Origin of the sequence: Bacteroides sp. FSHCM14E1 (genome assembly GCF_019633785.1) — a bacterium.
Taxonomy (GTDB): Bacteria; Bacteroidota; Bacteroidia; order Bacteroidales; family Bacteroidaceae; genus Bacteroides; species Bacteroides hominis.
In genome coordinates this window covers 146,337-166,432 of sequence record NZ_JADKYL010000005.1, presented here as the reverse complement: position 1 = coordinate 166,432, position 20,096 = coordinate 146,337, and the positions used below count along the sequence as shown (strand labels likewise).

At 37.5% G+C, this 20,096-nt stretch carries 14 protein-coding genes and 1 tRNA gene; 11 read left to right on the top strand and 4 right to left on the bottom strand.

Features of this window, described 5'->3' with window-relative positions:
- Positions 1-66: 66 nt before the first annotated feature.
- The 3 genes from mltG to ISX59_RS10015 form a co-directional block, all read right to left on the bottom strand.
- Positions 67-1,104 carry an endolytic transglycosylase MltG gene (gene mltG / locus ISX59_RS10025; RefSeq protein ID WP_032530690.1) on the bottom strand — a complete coding sequence of 346 codons (1,038 nt, stop codon included), beginning with the start codon at positions 1,102-1,104 and terminating at the stop codon, positions 67-69.
- A gap of 160 nt (positions 1,105-1,264) precedes the next feature.
- The gene (locus tag ISX59_RS10020) at positions 1,265-2,140 is read right to left on the bottom strand and encodes a DNA/RNA non-specific endonuclease (protein WP_122330733.1); all 876 of its coding nucleotides are present in this window, start codon (positions 2,138-2,140) and stop codon (positions 1,265-1,267) included.
- Positions 2,141-2,292: 152 nt separating this feature from the next.
- Positions 2,293-2,365 (bottom strand) — tRNA-Thr (locus ISX59_RS10015).
- Positions 2,366-2,563: 198 nt separating this feature from the next.
- On the opposite strand from ISX59_RS10015, the gene ISX59_RS10010 reads away from it, so the two are divergent.
- The 5 genes from ISX59_RS10010 (at position 2,564) to ISX59_RS09990 (ending at position 9,219) form a co-directional block, all read left to right on the top strand.
- A complete protein-coding gene (locus ISX59_RS10010; protein ID WP_220575866.1) occupies positions 2,564-4,486 on the top strand; it encodes a nucleoside-diphosphate sugar epimerase/dehydratase in 1,923 nt (640 codons plus the stop codon).
- Positions 4,487-4,581: 95 nt separating this feature from the next.
- Positions 4,582-7,131: an SLBB domain-containing protein gene (locus ISX59_RS10005; RefSeq protein WP_005809019.1), complete on the top strand. Its 2,550-nt coding sequence runs from the start codon at positions 4,582-4,584 to the stop codon at positions 7,129-7,131.
- Positions 7,132-7,136: 5 nt separating this feature from the next.
- Positions 7,137-8,249 (top strand): Wzz/FepE/Etk N-terminal domain-containing protein, encoded by a 1,113-nt coding sequence (locus ISX59_RS10000; RefSeq protein ID WP_032530691.1) that lies wholly within the window; start codon positions 7,137-7,139, stop codon positions 8,247-8,249.
- The gene (locus tag ISX59_RS09995) at positions 8,225-8,758 is read left to right on the top strand and encodes a UpxY family transcription antiterminator (protein WP_044301600.1); all 534 of its coding nucleotides are present in this window, start codon (positions 8,225-8,227) and stop codon (positions 8,756-8,758) included. Before ISX59_RS10000 ends, ISX59_RS09995 begins: the two co-directional genes overlap by 25 nt.
- Positions 8,755-9,219, top strand: a complete 465-nt coding sequence (locus tag ISX59_RS09990; RefSeq protein WP_044301598.1) for a WbuC family cupin fold metalloprotein — start codon at positions 8,755-8,757, stop codon at positions 9,217-9,219. Before ISX59_RS09995 ends, ISX59_RS09990 begins: the two co-directional genes overlap by 4 nt.
- On the opposite strand, the gene ISX59_RS09985 is transcribed toward ISX59_RS09990, so the two are convergent.
- Positions 9,216-10,424, bottom strand: coding sequence for an ROK family transcriptional regulator (locus ISX59_RS09985; RefSeq protein ID WP_005776492.1), 1,209 nt, complete (start codon positions 10,422-10,424; stop codon positions 9,216-9,218). The two genes, ISX59_RS09990 and ISX59_RS09985, sit on opposite strands and share 4 nt — an antisense overlap.
- Before the next feature lie 298 nt (positions 10,425-10,722).
- On the opposite strand from ISX59_RS09985, the gene ISX59_RS09980 reads away from it, so the two are divergent.
- From ISX59_RS09980 to ISX59_RS09955, 6 genes are all read left to right on the top strand, one after another.
- A complete protein-coding gene (locus ISX59_RS09980; RefSeq protein ID WP_005776494.1) occupies positions 10,723-11,640 on the top strand; it encodes a dihydrodipicolinate synthase family protein in 918 nt (305 codons plus the stop codon).
- 23 nt (positions 11,641-11,663) lie between these two features.
- On the top strand, positions 11,664-12,848 hold the full coding sequence (locus ISX59_RS09975) for an AGE family epimerase/isomerase (RefSeq protein ID WP_005776495.1): 1,185 nt from the start codon (positions 11,664-11,666) through the stop codon (positions 12,846-12,848).
- Between the two features lie 15 nt (positions 12,849-12,863).
- Complete coding sequence (locus ISX59_RS09970; protein WP_005776496.1) at positions 12,864-14,102, top strand: MFS transporter; 1,239 nt, start codon at positions 12,864-12,866, stop codon at positions 14,100-14,102.
- A gap of 12 nt (positions 14,103-14,114) precedes the next feature.
- Positions 14,115-14,561: a YhcH/YjgK/YiaL family protein gene (locus ISX59_RS09965; RefSeq protein ID WP_005776497.1), complete on the top strand. Its 447-nt coding sequence runs from the start codon at positions 14,115-14,117 to the stop codon at positions 14,559-14,561.
- 459 nt (positions 14,562-15,020) lie between these two features.
- On the top strand, positions 15,021-18,308 hold the full coding sequence (locus ISX59_RS09960) for a TonB-dependent receptor (RefSeq protein ID WP_032536314.1): 3,288 nt from the start codon (positions 15,021-15,023) through the stop codon (positions 18,306-18,308).
- Positions 18,309-18,334: 26 nt separating this feature from the next.
- Complete coding sequence (locus ISX59_RS09955; protein ID WP_186993827.1) at positions 18,335-19,972, top strand: RagB/SusD family nutrient uptake outer membrane protein; 1,638 nt, start codon at positions 18,335-18,337, stop codon at positions 19,970-19,972.
- Positions 19,973-20,096 lie beyond the last annotated feature (124 nt).

The following is a 20,096-nucleotide window of genomic DNA, read 5'->3' as shown; positions in this document are numbered from 1 at the left end:
TGTTAATCACGTATTTTGTTATAATATCGGGCAAAGATACGTTTTTAAGATCATTTTATCACGGGATTACTTAAAAATCTTTCTTTCATTCAGCGCTTTCCAGTATTTTCTTGCATTGACCATGTGGTCTGCATAGTTGGAAGCAAAATTATGAGTACCCGAAAAATCTTCTTTGGCACACATATAAATATAGTTATGTTTTACATAATTCAATACACTATCAAGCCCTTTGGGAGAAGGTATCCGGATAGGGCCCGGAGGAAGACCCGTATTCAGGTAAGTGTTATATGGAGACTGTATGCTTAAATGCTGGTTGGTAATTCTGCGCAGACTAAAATCTTGTAAGGCGAATTTGATTGTTGGATCAGCTTGCAGAGGCATACCTGTATGTAAACGGTTTATATATAATCCCGCAACCATCGGCTTTTCATCGTTGTTGTTAGTTTCTTCTTCTACAATGGAGGCTAATGTACAAACTTCTTCAGGTGTCATTCCGATTGTTTTAGCTTTTAAACATCGGTCCTCGTTCCAGAATTTATTATGTTCTTTTTTCATCCGGGCGAAAAAGTCTTCTATGCTGATGTCCCAATATACTTGGTAGGTTTCAGGGATAAAAAGGCAAGGCATGGTAGCTTTCGTATATCCCATTTTCTCTTGGAAAGCGGGATCGTATAACGCTGTAGCAATTTCAGTGGAGTCAATCATTAACTGTTTTCCTATGCTGCGGGCTAATCTGTCCAGAGTTCGTACACTTCCGATGGTCAAATTGACAGGTGTTTGGTATCCTCTTGATAACCTACTATATAGGTGGTATGCATTATCACCCGGTTTGATAGCGTAACGTCCGGTGTGGATGTTTTTACTAAATTCACGGAAATGGGCCATCCATTTAAAACCATCAAAGTTATGAGGATTTCCTTGCTTTTTTATTTTGTTGAAAATAGAATCTGTAGTGTCATCACGATCTATATAAATATAAGTGGTTTTACTTGGATGAAATTGAGGATAGAACAAATAGTAATAAACTATTCCGGAACCAGCAATGCCAATGAAGAGAATAATAGCCAGTATGCTGAAAAATATATTTTTTCTTTTCTTATTCATATAGAATATTCACTATTTATAAAGTTGTGCCAAAGTTAAGAAGATTTCAAAGATGTTTGTTCTTGGATAATAAATGTTTTCTGTCTGTTTAGTTATTATTTACTTTTTAGGGGTATTTACTTTTTCATTTTTAGTTTTTGATATACGCTTTTGTTCCCGTTCATATTTTCCACAAAGCGATATTTGTTTGGCTCTCTAGTTTATTTTCTAAAGAATCGGGAAGAGGAGAAAAGAAATCTAAGCCGGTGAGCTGTTCAACGCTGTCAACTGAGACTGCATAATTTCGTAGTGGTTTTGTTGCAGGTTCGTTGTTGAAAACAAATCCAATAGCTTTGGGGGGAGAACCGTAAAGAGAAAGGATGACCTTGAAAAATCTTGTTGGTACGGTTACCTGGTTCTTGCCGATTGTATGGGATTCTTTATTCATTATCGGACCGCAGACAATGAAGATGGAACTGTCGGCTACTGCCCACTCACGTACTTTATCTTCCAAGTCTTTCCATTTTCGCCGGTTTAATTCGGGGTGTTGCGGGCATATATTGCTGAAATAGAAAGACTCTTTCATAGCTTCGTTACTCCACTTCATGTCGGCAGCGGGGGCCATATGCCCCTTGTCGAATCCGGAATGTGAATAATCAGAATTAGTTGCCATATTGCCTTTGATAGAAGGATCGGCGAGGAATTGATTGTTTCTTTGGGCATTTCCCTTTGTTTCTTGTCGGGTGAGTTCATAAGCTACCCAGTTTGGAATCTTTTGGATTGTATTATAAGATACAGTGTATCCCTTGTGACAAACCAGCTGTCCGTTTAGCGAGTGTTGAGAAATTGGAATCTCCAGATTCTCATAACATAAACAGTTAGGTACAGCTTTCTCTTTTGATTCCTTTATTGTCTGAAAGAGGGTAGTCTGAATCTCCGGTATGCAAAGATAGATTCCATAAATTAAAGGTAAGATTGCAAATAGAGCTATTCCGAAAATACTCTTAAACGAATTTCTATGATATTTTTTAGACGACTTTTTTCGCTTGTTTTTCATGATATTGAAAATTTAAAGCTTGAAATTTCGAGTAATATGTGGGTACGTAGGCATTATTGTATTCCAATGATTATTGTTAGCAGCTATTGTATGGATAAAATTAAGGTGTAACAGGTATTTATATACAAGTTACACCTTTGGGATAATAAAAGAGCCGCTAGCCAGACTTGAACTGGCGACCTACGCGTTACGAATGCGTTGCTCTACCAACTGAGCTATAGCGGCGTTGCATTTTATCGTTTACGGCGTGCAAAATTACATCTTTATTTTTAAAAACAAAATGAATCTATACTTTTTTCGTGATATTTTCTCTGAAATGTTTATAAAATAAAAAGGTTGAGGATTAAATTAGAAAATAGTTGTAGATTCAAATATTAAAACTCATCTTTGCATATTTACTGATAAATCTACTTTTATATTACTATGAATATACGATTTTATTATAAGTATCTTTCATCACGAGTTGCTTCAAAATGGCTGATACTTGCTGTCGATGTTCTTTTAGTGATTTTTTCAATGTTTTTGGCGAGCCTTTTGCAAATAGGTTTGTCTGTGTTAGTTTTTGAATTCTCACTATGGGTGTGGACAACTCTATTCTGCGTAATATGTAATGTGTGTTTCTTTCATCTGAATCGTACTTATGTAGGAGTAATTCGCTATTCTTCCTTTATTGACATTTCTCGTATTTTTATTTCTTTAACTCTGGGCTATTTTGTTGTTTGTATCGGCAATTTGCTTTGGATAGGGTGGAGTGGAGGAGAAGTTCTGCCGATTAGTGTTATTCTTACAGCTTATATAGTTAATTTTTCCTTGATGGTTTGTTTGCGAATCTTGGTGAAAATGATACATGAGTTGATGACTTTTGATCGTAGGCACAGTATTCGCGTTTTTGTCTATGGTTCAAAAGGGTCTGGTATTAATATTGCCAAATCGCTACGGGTTAGTAGAAGTAATCATTTTAGATTGAAAGGGTTTATTTCTGATGATACGGGATTTATTGGGAAGCAAACAATGGGTTGCCGGGTATACGCGAATAATGAGTCTTTGTTTGATATATTAGAAGAAGAAAGAGTCGAGGCTATTATTGTTTCTTCCGAGAAAGTACATCGCCTTGAAACTTCCGGCATGATTGATCGGTTGATAGCTGAAGATATCCGTATTCTTACAGTACCTCCTATCAATGATCTTGGAAGGCAAGGCGTGCAAATAAAAGATATACAGATTGAAGATTTGTTACAACGGGATCCAATACATGTTGATATCCGGAAAATATCTTCACACATTGAAGGGAAGCGGATTATGATCACGGGAGCTGCTGGGTCTATAGGACGTGAGATGGTTAGGCAGATAGCGGGGCTGAACCCATATAAGTTGATTTTGGTTGACCAGGCGGAGTCTCCGTTACATAATGTGCAATTAGAATTACTGGATAATTGGCGGGATATTGATGCTAAAATGTTGGTGGCTGATGTAACTAATCGAACGAGGATGGAGTATATTTATAAGGAGTATCGGCCGCAATATGTTTTTCATGCTGCTGCTTATAAGCATGTGCCAATGATGGAGGATAATGTGTCTGAAGCGATACAGGTGAATGTATTGGGAACTTGCATTATGGCCGACTTGGCTGTGAAATATGGCGTAGATAAGTTTGTGATGGTTTCTACAGATAAAGCTGTTAATCCGACCAATATTATGGGGTGCAGTAAAAGGCTTGCCGAGATCTATGTTCAGTCCCTTGCTCGTAAGTTATCTAAATATGCAAAAGATGGGGCACAAGTGAAGTTTATCACAACTCGTTTTGGAAATGTACTCGGATCAAATGGCTCTGTAATACCCAGATTTAAGCAGCAGATAGAAAAGGGTGGTCCGGTGACTGTGACACATCCTCAGGTTATACGTTATTTTATGACTATTCCAGAGGCTTGTCAGTTGGTATTGGAGGCTGGAAGCATGGGAAATGGAGGTGAAATCTATATTTTTGATATGGGTAATCCTGTGAAGATTGTTGATTTGGCGCGAAGAATGATTTATTTAAGTGGGCAGAAAAATATAAAAATAGAGTTTACCGGATTAAGACATGGTGAGAAGCTGTATGAAGAGTTGCTGAATGTAAAAGAGTCTACTTGTCCTACTTATCATGAAAAAATAATGATAGCAAAAGTTCGTGAATATGATTATGAGAAGATAAAGCAAGAAATTCAAAGGTTAATAGATTTGAGTTATACTTCCGACACCATGGGCATTGTTGCTTCTATGAAAAAGATCGTTCCAGAGTTTGTTAGTAAGAATTCTGAGTTTGAGATATTGGATAAAGCCTCTTTTAATCTATTTTCGAAAACTTAGGAATGAAATAAATGTATATTATGAAAATAATATGTTACCTTTGTGCCCGGTTTATAATTTATTAGAGGAACACTAAAGATTAATCAGAATATCTTATGCGTAGATTTATTACACTATTCTTCTTGATTTTTACCTTATCCGGTGTAGCTGTAGCTCAGCAAATGTCCGATGATCAGGTCGTACAGTATGTAAAAGATGCTCAAAAGATGGGTAAAACTCAGAAGCAGATTACAACAGAGTTGATGAGAAGAGGCGTTACGAAGGAACAGGTCGAGCGTATTCAGGAAAAATATGAAAATGGAAATGGTAGTACAAGTACACAGAGTAACCAGAATACAACAAGGTCTCGTACACGTACTCAGCAAAATGATGAAAGTGACTATTCGAATCGTTCTCAGAAAAACCTGAAGGATCAGAAAAATCAAAAGAATCAGAAAAATATAAAAGGTCTCCGTCAATCGGCTAACCAGAAAAATAAACGGGGTATGGGCGATGATAATCAGGAAATGACTGATGAGGACATGATGTATGAAGAGGATTGGTCTGATGAATATATGATGAAACCGGAAGAGGATCCGACACAACAGATTTTTGGACATAATATCTTCACTAACGAGAATCTTACATTCGAGCCTAATGTAAATATTGCTACTCCTGTAAACTATCGCTTGGGTCCTGGAGACGAGGTGATTATAGATGTTTGGGGAGCTTCTCAGACAACAATAAGACAGACTATTTCGCCAGAGGGCAGTATTTTAGTTGATAATCTCGGTCCTATTTATTTAAGCGGGATGACTGTTCGTGAAGCTAATAATACGGTGCGTCGTGAATTTTCAAAAATCTATGCCGGCATTTCAGGTCCGAACCCTAACACCTCTGTCGATTTAACATTGGGGAATATACGTACTATCCAAATCAGTATTATGGGAGAAGTGGCTATACCGGGCACTTATGCGCTCTCGGCATTCTCTTCTGTATTCCATGCTTTGTATCGCGCTGGTGGCGTTAATAAGATCGGTAGTCTGCGTAGTATCAAAGTCGTGCGTAACGGTAAGAAAATAGCCGATTTGGATGTTTACGATTTTATAATGAAAGGTAAATTGAATGACGATGTCCGCTTGCAAGACGGTGATGTGGTTATTGTTGATCCTTATGAATCCTTAGTACAAATTACTGGCAAGGTAAAAAGACCAATGTTTTATGAAATGAAACCTTCCGAGACGATGGCTACTATTTTGAAATACTCAGGAGGATTCACTGGAGATGCTTATAAGAAAGCTATACGCCTGATTCGTAAAACGGGTCGTGAACATCAAGTATATAATGTGGACGAAATGGACTATTCGGTATTTAAACTGGATGATGGAGACGTTTTAGCTGTTGATTCGGTATTAGAACGTTTTGAGAATCGTGTAGAAGTCCGTGGAGCTGTTTATCGTGCCGGTATGTATCAAATTGATGGTACTGTAAATACTGTAAAACAGCTAATAAAGAAAGCTGAAGGGGTAAGAGGAGATGCTTTTTTGAATCGTGCCATTATCGATCGTGAAAACGACGACCTTACTCATGAAATGATTCAAATTGATCTGAAGGGATTGTTGAATGGCACAGTTGCTGATATTCCTCTTCAGAAGAATGATATACTTTATATTCCAAGTATTGAAGATTTGAAAGAAGAAGCGACACTTACTATTCATGGCGAGGTTGCCAATCCGGGTACTTACTTATACTCGTCGAATATGTCGGTTGAGGATCTTGTTTTGCAGGCCGGTGGATTATTAGAAGCTGCTTCAACAGCTCGTGTTGATGTGTCCCGTCGAATTAAAAATTCAAAAAGTACAGAATTGAGCAATGTGGTTGGTAAGACTTTCTCTTTTGAGTTGAAGGATGGTTTCCTTGTTGGAGGCGATCAGGATTTCCATTTGGAGCCTTTTGATGAGGTGTATATTCGTCGTAGTCCTGCTTATCATCAACAACAAAATGTTACGGTTGGCGGTGAAGTTTTATTTGGTGGTCGCTATGCGTTATCGAAAAAGAATGAACGCCTCAGTGACTTGATTGCCAAGGCCGGTGGGATTACCCAAGATGCTTATGTAAAAGGTGCGCGTTTGATTCGTAAAATGACTGAAGAGGAATTACGGCGCAAGGAAGATGCACTCCGCATGGCTAATAAAGGTGGGGCTGATTCTATCTCTGTCAAGACACTGGATGTTTCTGATACTTATTCTGTAGGTATAGAATTGGAAAAGGCTTTGGCTAATCCCGGATCGGACTTTGATATGGTGTTGCGTGAAGGTGATATTCTGTTCGTGCCGGAATATGTAAGTACAGTAAAAATCAATGGCGCTGTAATGTATCCTAATACAGTCTTGTATAAGAAGGGTGAAAGTTTGAAGTACTATATTAATCAGGCTGGTGGTTTTGCAAGTCTTGCGAAAAAGAAAAGAGCTTTTGTTGTCTATATGAATGGTACCGTTTCTCGTCTGCGTACAGGTAATTCCAAGGCAATAGAACCGGGATGTGAGATTATTGTGCCAAGTAAGGATCCGAAGAAGAGAATGTCGGCAGCCGAAATTATAGGAATGGGTACTTCTGCGGCTTCATTAGCTACTATGATTGCAACTATGGTTAACCTCTTTAAGTAATAACTATGACTGAAGATAAGAATATAAATAAAACGACTCCACAACCTGAAGAACAAGAGATCGATTTGATAGAGTTGGCTCAGAAAGTTTGGGCTGGTCGGAAATTGGTATTTAAAGTTTGTGGGATTGCCCTGTTGGTAGGCCTTGTGGTAGCTTTTAGTATTCCCAAAGAATATTCTACTAGTGTGACGCTGGCGCCTGAGACTGGCAGTAAGTCATCTACAGGAGGTATGGGAGCATTAGCTGCTATGGCTGGTATCAATATTGGCAGTTCAAGTGGAGAAGATGCTCTTTCTCCCGAATTATATCCGGATATTGTCAGCTCTACACCATTCTTGTTGGAAATGTTTGATGTAAAAGTGACTGACCAGAAAGGTAAAATTAATACGACTCTATATGAGTACTTGGATAAACATCAGCGATCTCCATGGTGGGGGGCGATTGCATCAGCTCCTTTTAAGGCATTAGGTTGGGTGGTTTCTTTGTTTAAAGATACGCCGGAAGAACTTGGAGACGCAAAAATAAATCCTTTTTGTCTGACTCCGGATCAGGCTGGGATTGCAGATGCTTTGAGTCATCGTATATCTGTTTCAGTAGATAAGAAAACAGGAGTGACTACACTTTCTGTAACAATGCAGGATCCGTTAATTTCTGCAGCTTTAACAGATACAGTAATGCATTGCTTGCAAAATTATATAACTGATTATCGCACAAATAAAGCGCGTCATGATTTGGCTTTTACGGAGAAACTATTTGATGAAGCTCAGGGGAACTACTATGAGGCTCAGCAGAAATATGCTCACTTCATGGATGGTAACCAGAATATCATTATGCAGAGTTTTCGTACAGAGCAAGAGCGCTTGCAAAATGAGGTAAATTTGGCTTATGGAGTGTTCACTCAAGTGGCGCAACAACTGCAAGTAGCGAAAGCTAAAGTACAGGAAATTACTCCTGTTTATACTGTAGTACAACCTGCAACAGTCCCTTTGAGACCGGCTAAACCTAATAAAATCATGATTTTAATTGGTTTTGTATTCTTAGCGGGTGTTGGTAGTATAGGATGGATTCTCTTTGTTAAAGATTTATTGAACGGATGGAAGAAACAGCCAGAAAAATAAAAGAAAATGCTTCTTGTTGGTATGCTGTATATACGGCACCAAGAGCAGAGAAGAAAGTGAAGGAACAACTGGATAAGATAGGTATTGATAACTACCTGCCTCTTCAGCCAGTGATTCGTATGTGGAACAATCGTAAGAAAAAGATTTTTATTCCTGTTGTTCCGGGATGTCTATTTGTATATATCTCCTCTGAAGAGATTACACAAATAACCAGTATTCATGGAGTAGCTTTTTTGTTGAAGGAAAAGGGACAATACGTTTCTATACCTGAGGTGCAGATGGAAACTTTCAGAACGATGATAGAACGTTCCCATGAATTGGTTGAGTTCGCGCCTACAGATTTTGTTCCAGGAGCTACTGTACAGGTGATTCGTGGACAGTTGCAGGGATTAGTGGCTGAATTAGTTGAATGTCAGGGAAACAATAAGTTGTTACTTCGGATTGAAGGGTTAGGATGTGCTTTGGCTACAGTATCTGCAGATTGTGTAGTATCAAAAGAAAAACAATGAAACTGATTACCGAAGAACTTCTTGATAGAGTAACTGATCAGGCTAAGGAAAATTCACGTCTTCGAATGAATTATAATTTCCATGAATCCATGGAAGTTGCTATTCATAGGATGTTGAATGCTTTAGAGCCTGGAACTTATTTACCCCCTCATCGCCATAAAAACCCGGATAAGGAAGAAGTTTACTTGGTTTTACGAGGGAGCTTATTGGCTATTTTATTTGATGATGAGGGTAATGTAATGGAAAAGGTCAATCTGAATCCGACTCAAGGTCGTTATGGAATTGAGATTCCTCCTTGCGTATGGCATACTATTATTGTCTTGGAATCAGGAACGGTTATTTATGAAATTAAGCAGGGGCCTTTTGTACCTCTTACTCCGGAGAATCTGGCATCTTGGGCACCTCCAGTTGCTGACAAGGAGGCTGCCCGATTATTTATGGAGCGAATGCTTGAGTTTTAACACTCAAACATTCTGCTTCTTGCAAGCATGCAAGCTCCTACGATACCTGCCCTGTCTTTAAGTTTTGATGTTACGATTGCTGAGTCTTTGTTTACTAAATTAAGTGAATATTTGCGGACGGCGGTTTTTATAGGTTGGGTGATATAGTCACCTGTAAGTGAAATTGTTCCACCGATAATGACAAGTTCTGGATTGAAGAGATTGATAAGTCCGGCAATTTGTTTTCCTAGTTTCTGCCCAATTTCTTCCACTATCTCAATACACAAAAGGTCTTCTTTGTTTACAGAAGCAATGATTTCGTCCAGTGTTATAGGATTATTGACATCTCCTATACGGCTGGATAAAATAGAGTTTTCTCCGTTTTGTATACGTTCTAACAAGATACGGTGTAGTGCGGAACCAGAAGCTTCGGTCTCAAGACAGCCTTTTTTGCCACAATGACAAATGATTTCATTATCAAAAGTGCTGGTATGGCCAAACTCTCCGGAAAATCCTGATTTGCCGGTATAAATTTTGCCATCTATAATAATTCCAACACCTAATCCCCAACTGATATTTACGAAAATAATATCTTTTTCACCGTTTACGCATCCCTTTAGATATTCTCCATAGGTCATGGCGCGTGTATCATTGTCTATAGTGACCTTATATCCTAACTTTTCTGCCAAGACTTCTGATAATGGACGTTCCTCAAAGTTAAACTGGCTGAAACTATATCCGGACTCCGGGTTAACACGGCCTGAAACGTTTACATTGATATTCAGTATTTTCTCCTTGGCTATTGTCAGTTTCTTTATGAAATTTGAAATGAGTTTGCATAATTCATTCAATCCCTCTATTGAATTCTCAAATTTATAAGGGATATTCATTTTAAGTTCCATCATGTCGCCCTTGAAGTTTATCAAACCGATATTAATAGCAAATCTTTTAATATCAACTCCTATGAAATAACCGGATTCCGGGTTTAGGCCATATAAATTAGGATGGCGCCCTCCACTTGTTTCTAATTTACCGTAGTCGTTAATATAGCCTTCCTCACACATTTCACTAATAAATTTTGTAACTGTGGGGACGCTAAGATCCAACTCTTTAGACAGGTCAGTAATTGTTGAGCTGCCATTATATATATAATGTGTAATAATTTTCTTTTTGAGAAGAGCGCTTTTGGTTCCTAGTTCTATTTCTTTTAAAAGATGTTGTTTCATATAGATTAATTATTTTGGTAATATCTACAAAGATAGTTAATTTGTTTATTAATTCAGGTTTTTCAGGGTGAAAAGATGTTTCTCTATTGTTTTTAATTGATAATAATAGTGAATGAATTTTATTAAGCGGATATTTGAATCTTCTTTTTATTAATAAAATATTTTATTATATGTTGATTGTTTAATAAATATGCGTATATTTGTACCGATATGCTAAGGATATTACGAGTGTATTATGAAAAACTAGTTCCTAATCCATATTAAAATTCTATATCATTAATATAAAAACGAAATTATCATGGAAAAGATTATTGGATTGATCAATGCTCCTTTTACTCCGTTTTATGAAAATGGAGAAGTAAATTATGAACCCATTGAAGCATATGCTAAGATGTTAGTAAAGAACGGTCTGCAAGGTGTATTCATTAATGGATCTTCTGGTGAAGGATATATGTTAACCGATGAAGAACGTATGAAACTCGCCGAACGTTGGGTAGAAGTTTCACCGGAAGGATTTAAGGTAATTGTACATGTAGGTAGTTGCTGTGTAAAGTCAAGTCGTAAGCTTGCCGAACATGCTCAGAAAATCGGTGCATGGGGAATTGGCGCTATGGCTCCTCCTTTTCCGAAAGTGGGTCGTGTCGAAGAACTCGTGAAATACTGTGAAGAAATAGCCTGTGGCGCTCCAAATCTTCCATTCTATTATTATCATATTCCTGCATTTAATGGAGCATTCTTATCAATGGTTTCATTTCTGGAGGCAGTAGATGGACGTATTCCGAATTTTGCGGGAATTAAATATACTTTTGAGAGTATGTATGAATACAATCAGTGCCGCTTGTATAAAGGAGGTAAATTTGATATGCTGCATGGGCAAGATGAAACCATTCTTCCATGTCTGGCTATGGGTGGTGCTCAAGGCGGCATTGGAGGAACTACCAATTATAATGGTGTAAATCTGGTTGGTATTATAGAAGCATGGAAAGCCGGAGATCTTGATAAAGCGCGTGAATTACAGAATTTCTCTCAGGAAGTTATTAATGTAATCTGTCATTTCCGAGGAAATATTGTAGGTGGAAAGCGGATTATGAAATTGATAGGATTGGATTTAGGTAAGAATCGTACTCCTTTCCAGAATATGACAGATGATGAAGAAATACGTATGAAAGCTGAGTTAGAGGCTATTCATTTCTTTGATCGTTGCAATAAGTTTTAAGATAAACTAATACTGCAATTGCTATGAATACTACAGAATATCTACAGACATGGTCTGACTCTTATAAAAATGACATGATAAGCAATATCATGCCCTTTTGGATGAAATATGGTTGGGATCGCAAAAACGGAGGTGTTTATACCTGCGTAGACCGAGATGGCCAGCTGATGGATACAACCAAATCTGTTTGGTTCCAAGGGAGATTTGCTTTTACATGTTCATATGCATATAATCACATTGAACATAATTCAGAATGGCTGGAAGCTGCGAAAAGTACTCTTGATTTTATTGAAGCACATTGTTTCGATACAGATGGGCGTATGTTTTTTGAAGTGACTGAAACGGGTTTGCCTATTCGTAAACGTCGCTATGTTTTCTCTGAAACATTTGCTGCCATTGCGATGTCGGAATATGCTATCGCATCGGGCGATCATAATTACGCTGTTAAAGCCTTGAAACTGTTCAATGATATCCGGCGCTTTCTTTCTACTCCTGGAATTCTGGAACCGAAATATTGTGAACGCGTACAGATGAAAGGACACTCTATTATTATGATTCTTATTAATGTAGCTTCACGTATTCGTGCTGCTATTAATGATCCGGTTCTTGATCAACAAATAGAGGAATCCATAGCCATTTTGCGTAAAGACTTCATGCATCCGGAGTTTAAAGCTTTGCTTGAAACAGTAGGTCCCAATGGAGAATTTATTGATACAAATGCTACTCGTACCATTAATCCTGGGCATTGTATCGAGACTTCGTGGTTTATTCTTGAAGAAGCTAAGAGTCGTAATTGGGATAAAGAGATGGTTGATACAGCGCTTACGATTCTTGATTGGTCCTGGGAATGGGGTTGGGATAAGGAATTTGGAGGTATTATAAACTTCCGTGACTGTCGAAACCTGCCTTCGCAAGATTACGCACATGATATGAAGTTCTGGTGGCCACAGACAGAAGCCATTATTGCAACATTATATGCATATCAAGCTACTAAAGATGAAAAATATTTGGCTATGCATAAACAAATCAGTGATTGGACTTATGCCCATTTCCCTGATCCGGAATTTGGTGAATGGTACGGTTATCTTCATCGTGACGGAACAATTTCTCAGCCTGCAAAAGGAAATTTGTTTAAGGGACCATTCCACATTCCTAGAATGATGACGAAAGGCTATGCACTTTGTCAGGAATTGCTGTCAGAAAAATAATCTCTTATTTATATCATGAAAAACTCAAAAATTTATCCTTGGATAGTGGTTGCCCTCCTATGGGGGGTAGCCCTACTCAATTATATGGACCGACAAATGCTTAGCACGATGAAAGATGCTATGCAAGTAGATATTGTAGAACTTCAGTCGGCAACTAATTTTGGCCGTTTAATGGCCGTTTTCCTTTGGATTTATGGTCTTATGAGCCCAATTTCTGGTATGATTGCCGATAGGCTGAATCGTAAATGGTTGATTGTTGGCAGTCTTTTTGTTTGGTCTTTTGTGACCTATTTAATGGGAGTTGCAGAAACATTTAATCAAGTCTTTTGGTTACGTGCATTGATGGGAGTGAGCGAAGCTCTTTATATTCCGGCCGGTCTTTCTTTAATTGCTGATTATCATGGTGAAAAATCACGTTCTTTGGCGGTTGGTATTCACATGACCGGACTTTATACCGGACAGGCTATTGGTGGCTTTGGCGCTACGGTTGCGGCTGCTTTCTCTTGGCATACTACTTTTCATTGGTTTGGTATTATTGGTATTGCATATGCCTTTGTTTTGGTATTATTTTTAAGAGATAAAAAAGAGCATGTTAAAGTAGAACGTCCGGAACCTTCATCCAAGAATGGCGAGAAAGCAGGTTTGTTTAAAGGCCTATCATTACTATTCAGTAATATAGCTTTCTGGGTTATATTGCTTTATTTTGCGGCTCCTAGTTTGCCGGGATGGGCTACTAAAAATTGGCTTCCAACTTTGTTTGCTGAAAACCTTGATATTCCAATGTCACAGGCAGGACCTATGTCGACTATAACAATTGCACTATCTTCATTTATTGGTGTAATTTTAGGTGGTACTCTTTCTGATAAATGGGTACAAAAAAATATTCGTGGGCGTGTATATACCGGTGCAATTGGTTTGGGATTGACGATTCCCTCTTTGTTATTATTGGGATTTGGGCATAGTTTTGTTGCTGTTGTTGGGGCTGGGTTATTATTCGGTATCGGCTATGGTATTTTTGATGCTAATAATATGCCTATTCTTTGTCAGTTCGTTTCTTCTAAATATCGTGCAACAGCATATGGCATCATGAATATGACAGGAGTATTTGCAGGAGCATTTATCACGGATTTGCTGGGTAAGTGGACCGATGGTGGAAATTTAGGTTTAGGTTTTGCCATGTTGGCTATCATTGTATTTATAGCACTGGCAGTACAACTCTACTTCCTGCGTCCGAAAACAGATAATATGGAATAAAAATAAAAGGAAATGATTGTATCTAATTTACAGAACAGCCAAAGGGTAGAAGGACTTCACCCACTGTTTAAAACTCTGTTTGATTACGTAAAAACACATGATTTACTTCATGCTGAATTAGGACGAATTGAGATAGATGGTGATAACTTATTTATCAATAATGTGAATCCTGAGTGTGTTACACGCGATAAACAAGTTTTGGAGTTACATCGCGATTACATTGATGTACATATTTTGTTGGAAGGAACAGAGACTATAGGCTGGAAAGCTATTGAAGATCTAAAGAGTGAAATGAAACCTTATGCGGCAGAAGGGGATTGTGCTCTTTACTCTGATGTGCCTACTACATTCGTTGATTTGCTCCCGGGACAATTCATGATTGTATATCCGGAGGATCCCCATGCTCCCCTTATCGGACAAGGTAAGATTCGTAAACTTATAGCAAAAGTTAAATTGTAGTTTGTTAAACGTATAATAAAAAAAACGTCTGGATTGTTAATATTAATAATCCAGGCGTTTTTTATTATAGAGCTGTTATGTAAATTTCTATCATCATTGATTTGATAGATGTTTATTTTTTCTATGCAAATGGGAGAGGAGAGAGTTTCTTATTATAAGATTCTCTCTCCTCTATTTATATATTGCTTATAATCAGTGTTATTATGTTCTATATAAGGTAAATGTCTTTTTAGAGAGAATGACTATTATGATACTGTCTTTTAATAGACTAAATATATGCATTATGTATTTGTATCTAATTTATAAATGTGATTATAAATAATTGATTAATAGTAATATAATGTTTCTCCCTATTTAATGCTTTGAGAGTAATAATGTGCTGGGGTTCCGATAGAACTTAGCAAACAGTTTTAAAAACACATATAAACATCTTTATTATTAACTCAAAAAGCAATACTTATGAAGAAAACCATCTTCTTGATTTTGTGCTTGTTATGTTCCATCGGAGCCATAGCGCAAAAGAAATCAATCACAGGTGTGGTTACAGATGCTACCGGTGAAACAGTCATCGGAGCAAGTGTTGTCGAGGTCGGTACCACCAATGGTGTAATAACTAACCTTGACGGCAAGTTTACGTTAATGGTCGATCCCAATGGAAAGATCAAAGTATCTTATGTTGGTTATCAGCCTCAAGTAATCGACGTAAAAGGCAAAAATTCTTTTAATATTAAGTTGAAGGAAGACTCTGAAATGCTGGATGAAGTGGTTGTTACCGGTTATGGTGGTAAACAGCTACGTACGAAGGTTACGAACTCTATTTCAAAAGTAAAAGAAGAATCGTTAAAAGTCGGTTTATTCTCTAATCCTGCACAGGCATTATCTGGAGCTGTTGCAGGTTTGAAGGTAACACAAGCTTCAGGTAGTCCGGGAGCAACTCCAACAATTGTATTGCGTGGTGGTACCAATCTTGACGGAACAGGATCTCCGTTGGTTATGATTGATGGTCAGCTTCGAGATGGTTTGAATGATATTAATCCTGAGGATATTGAATCAATGGAAGTCTTAAAGGATGCAGGTGCTACCGCTTTGTATGGTGCACGTGCCAGTAATGGTGTTATATTGGTTACAACTAAAAATGGTAAAGCCGGTCATCGTGAAATAAACTTTAAAGCAAAATTAGGTCTTAACTATGTGAATAATCCATATGAATTCTTGGGAGGTGAGGATTATATCAACGTTTTGCGTACTACCTATGCTAAATCTGGCTATAAATGTTCTGATGGTGAATACGTGTCAATTGCTCCATTGGCTAATCTAACAGGTGCCTCGCCTTTTGGTACAGGGAATGTATTAGGTAAATCTGCTTGGAATATTATGGGAAAAACAGCAGATAATGCTTACTTGCTGCAGAAAGGCTGGAAGGAAATGGTTGATCCATTGGATCCTTCAAATATGATTATTTACAAAGATATTAATCCTGCCGATTATAATTTAAATAATCCTTCTTTCTCACAAGATTATAACATTAATATGTCAGGAGGAAATGATCGGGGAAATTATTATGCCGGTCTGGGGTATAACCGTCAGGAAGGTCTTCCAATCAGTACTTTCTATGAACGTTATAGTTTTGTATTAAATGCTAACTATAAAATAACAGATTGGCTGACAAGTACTTCCAATTTCAACTATAATCGAGCCAACTGGAAAAACATGCCGGGATCAAATGGAAGTGAAGGAAATTATTTTGGTCGTATCATGTCAACTCCTCCTACGGCTCGTTTTGAAGACGAAGATGGAAATCCGACTTTAGGTCCTAACGTTGCTGATGGAAATCAGGCTTTTCAACCTGAAAAATGGCAAAACTTTAATCAAACAGATAAATTTACCATGATTCAAGGATTTCAGATTGATATCATGAAGGGGTTGTTTATCAAAGGTACAGCAAACTGGTATTATTCAGAAGGCTTATATGAATCTTTCACTAAAGATTATATGGATAATATGTTGACTGAACACTACACTAAAACTCGCGAAAGTACCGCCAAGTTTGAACGTAACTTTGCGCAAACGTATAATGCAGTCCTGAACTTTACTCATACTTTTGCCAAAGATCATAATGTTAATTTAATGTTAGGTATGGAATATTATGATAACTACAAACGTGGATTTGAAGCAAAAGGAAGTGGTGCACCGACAGACGATTTCTCTGATCTGAGTTTAACAGATAAAGGAGAGGGAAAACGTACTATTAATTCCTGGCATGAACAATATCGTATTCTTTCATATTTCGGCCGTCTAAATTATGACTATAAGAGTAAATATCTTCTATCCGCAGTATTCCGTCAAGACGGTTATTCTTCTCTATTAGGTGATAACCGTTGGGGATTTTTCCCAGGTGTATCTGCCGGTTGGATTTTCGGTCAGGAGAATTTTATAAAAGATGCCATTCCGTTCTTGTCATTTGGTAAACTGCGTGCTAGTTATGGCGTTAATGGTAATGCTTCAGGCATTGGTGCCTACACTTTACAAGGTTCTTATAATACAGCAGTATATAATGGAAATACAGGTTTTCTAATTGGAACTTTACCTAATCCGGGATTGAGATGGGAAAAAACAAAAACAGCTGAAGTTGGTATGGATCTGAGTTTCTTTGAAAACCGTTTGAATGCAAACTTTACCTATTATAATCGTTTGACATCTGATAAGTATGCAGATTTCAGTTTACCATCAACAACCGGTTTTTCCTCTATCAAAAATAACAATGGAAAATTCCGAAACAGTGGTATTGAAATTGAACTATCTGGAAAAATTCTGAAAACAAAAGATTGGAGTTGGGAAGCATCCGCAAATATCTCATTTAATAAGAATAAAGTAGTTGCATTACCAGAAAACGGTCTGGAACTCAATCGTCAAGGTGGACAACAAATCTATACAGGAGAAAAGTTCACTAATGAAAAAGGTGAAATAGAGTATGCAAAAAAATGGGTTGGCGGCTATCAGGAAGGGAAAGAGCCGGGAGTAATGGTCGTTTATAAATCAGAAGGAATTTATCGTAGTTGGGATGAGATTCCCGGGGACTTGGTTATTACCTCCGGTAATTATTTTGGTAAAAAAATGTATGGTCCTGAAGCATGGAAAAAACTAACCAAAGAACAACAAAAAAGTGCTTTGCCTATTATGCCGGGTGACATGAAATGGAAAGATATTAATGAAGATGGAATCATTGACTCTTATGATCAAGTCGTAGCAGGTAATACAACTCCCCACTGGATCGGTGGCTTCAACACTACTTTACGCTGGAAAAATTTCCAACTTTATGGTCGTTTTGACTTTGCTTTGGACTATTGGATCTATGACCACACTTTACCTGAGATATTCTTAGCTTGTGCTCAAGGTACTTATAATACAACTAAAGAGGTATTCAATACTTGGTCAGAAGAGAATCCTAATGCAAAATATCCCCGTTATGCATATGCAGACGTCTTAACGAATGCTAATTATGCACGAAATTCAACTATGTTTGCTTACAAGGGAAACTATTTAGCTATCAGGGAAATTTCTTTGAGTTATTCACTTCCTAAAGCATGGGCAAACAAAGCATATTGCCAAAAAGTAGATGTGTCAATCACCGGTCAAAATCTGGGATATATAACTTCTGCCAATGTAGCAACACCTGAGGTTTCTAATGCGGGTTCAGGCTATGCATTACCGAGAACTCTCTTATTTGGACTTAATGTAACATTTTAAGTAATTAATTACTAAATAGAATAAATATGAAAAGAATAAAATCTACAATATTATATAGCCTACTGGCAGCTTCTTCCGGAGTACTTTGTACTTCTTGTGCCGATAAATTAGATCTTTCCCCGATTGATTACTATGGGAGTGGTTCATATTGGAAAACAGAAGCACACGTAATAGGATATATGGATGGTATACATAAGCATTTACGTGATGCGGCCTTTCAGCATACTTTTATTTGGGGAGAAGCCCGTGGTGGTGCTTTAATAAGTTCCGGTACTAGTGCCGATGGCATGGGTATGTTATATGGTGACATAAAATTACAGAATTTTGACGAAGACCATACTGGAGGCATTAATAAATTTGGTGATATTTTTGGGCGGTTGACTAATATAAACCTCTTTATCGCCAGAGTAACGGATGCCACCTATATGGACGATACCAAAAAAGGATATTACCTTGGACAAGCTTATGGTTTAAGAGCCTTTTACTATTTCGATTTGTATCGCACTTATGGTGGTGTACCTTTACGTCTCTCTGCAGATGTAGTAGAAGGAGTTATTGACCCCAATAAACTATACATGGCGCGTGCTACTCCCAAAGAAGTCATGGATCAAATAAAAAAAGACTTGGATAAATCCATGGAGTATTTTGGTGATAATAACTCATTTGATCCAAATAATCGTGGAAATAAAAAGGGATATTGGTCCAAAGCCGCTACTGAGTGCTTGATGGGTGAGGTTTATCTTTGGATTTCCAAGGTATCTACTGGAGATGATTCTGCGAATGAATCGAATCTGGGAATAGCAAAAACACATTTGCAAAACGTCTTGAGCAATTATGGACTGAAAATGTTAGATGACTTTTCATCAGTATTCGATGCCAAAAATGGAAAAGGAAATTCTGAAATCATATTTGCAGTTAGATATGCAGAAGGTGAGGCCACTAATAACAATAATTTGTTCACCTATGCAATGGCTACTGGAAGTACTAAAGATAATTATTTAGCTAATGGTGAAAAATTTCTTGATGCATTGAATATTGCCAATACAGGTAGTCAGCAGTTGGAATATAAACATGAAATTTATAATAGTTTTGATGTAACAGATACGCGGCGTGAAGCTACATTTATTGCTTCGTATAATAAAAATGTTGAGACAAATGAGCTGACCTTAAGAGGAACGCATGTTCGTAAAAACATTGGTTATGTGAATGCTCAGGGAAGCCGTATCTATTGTGGTGATTATATTATTTATCGCTTGCCACTTGTCTATTTAATGCTTGCCGAAATTGAGAATATGCAAGGAGGAAATGTTGCTCAATATATTAATATTGTTCGTAAACGTGCTTATGGCACTAATTGGAATGAGGCAATATACGGATATAAAAACTCTGATTATACAACAAATGAATTAGCGATTCTTCATGAAAAAGATAAAGAGTTCATTCAAGAGGGACAGCGTTGGTGGGATATTCGTCGCATGACATTGACTAAAGGAGGAAAACATCTCGTTTTTTGTAAAGAGGGAAGCATTGGAACAGATACGCCTGCTTTAGACGAAACAACTGAGGCTCATAAAGTGCTTTGGCCGGTTGACAAAACCTTATTGGGTAATGATCCTTTGATTTATCAAACTCCGGGGTATGCTACTTATAAAAAACAAGAATAGGTATTATTAAATACGATTAATCTTAATTGCCAACATGCCGTGTACTTTGTTTAGTATACGGCATGTCTTTTGTCCGTCCATTAAGACGAGACAGAGCTCGATAACTATCTATCTGCATAAAGGT

Bases quoted from the DNA above. Each gene is read 5' to 3' on its own strand.
- mltG (WP_032530690.1), bottom strand. From the start codon at position 1,104: ATGAATAAGAAAAGAAAAAATATATTTTTCAGCATACTGGCTATTATT.
- ISX59_RS10020 (WP_122330733.1), bottom strand. From the start codon at position 2,140: ATGAAAAACAAGCGAAAAAAGTCGTCTAAAAAATATCATAGAAATTCG.
- ISX59_RS10010 (WP_220575866.1), top strand. From the start codon at position 2,564: ATGAATATACGATTTTATTATAAGTATCTTTCATCACGAGTTGCTTCA.
- ISX59_RS10005 (WP_005809019.1), top strand. From the start codon at position 4,582: ATGCGTAGATTTATTACACTATTCTTCTTGATTTTTACCTTATCCGGT.
- ISX59_RS10000 (WP_032530691.1), top strand. From the start codon at position 7,137: ATGACTGAAGATAAGAATATAAATAAAACGACTCCACAACCTGAAGAA.
- ISX59_RS09995 (WP_044301600.1), top strand. From the start codon at position 8,225: ATGGAAGAAACAGCCAGAAAAATAAAAGAAAATGCTTCTTGTTGGTAT.
- ISX59_RS09990 (WP_044301598.1), top strand. From the start codon at position 8,755: ATGAAACTGATTACCGAAGAACTTCTTGATAGAGTAACTGATCAGGCT.
- ISX59_RS09985 (WP_005776492.1), bottom strand. From the start codon at position 10,424: ATGAAACAACATCTTTTAAAAGAAATAGAACTAGGAACCAAAAGCGCT.
- ISX59_RS09980 (WP_005776494.1), top strand. From the start codon at position 10,723: ATGGAAAAGATTATTGGATTGATCAATGCTCCTTTTACTCCGTTTTAT.
- ISX59_RS09975 (WP_005776495.1), top strand. From the start codon at position 11,664: ATGAATACTACAGAATATCTACAGACATGGTCTGACTCTTATAAAAAT.
- ISX59_RS09970 (WP_005776496.1), top strand. From the start codon at position 12,864: ATGAAAAACTCAAAAATTTATCCTTGGATAGTGGTTGCCCTCCTATGG.
- ISX59_RS09965 (WP_005776497.1), top strand. From the start codon at position 14,115: ATGATTGTATCTAATTTACAGAACAGCCAAAGGGTAGAAGGACTTCAC.
- ISX59_RS09960 (WP_032536314.1), top strand. From the start codon at position 15,021: ATGAAGAAAACCATCTTCTTGATTTTGTGCTTGTTATGTTCCATCGGA.
- ISX59_RS09955 (WP_186993827.1), top strand. From the start codon at position 18,335: ATGAAAAGAATAAAATCTACAATATTATATAGCCTACTGGCAGCTTCT.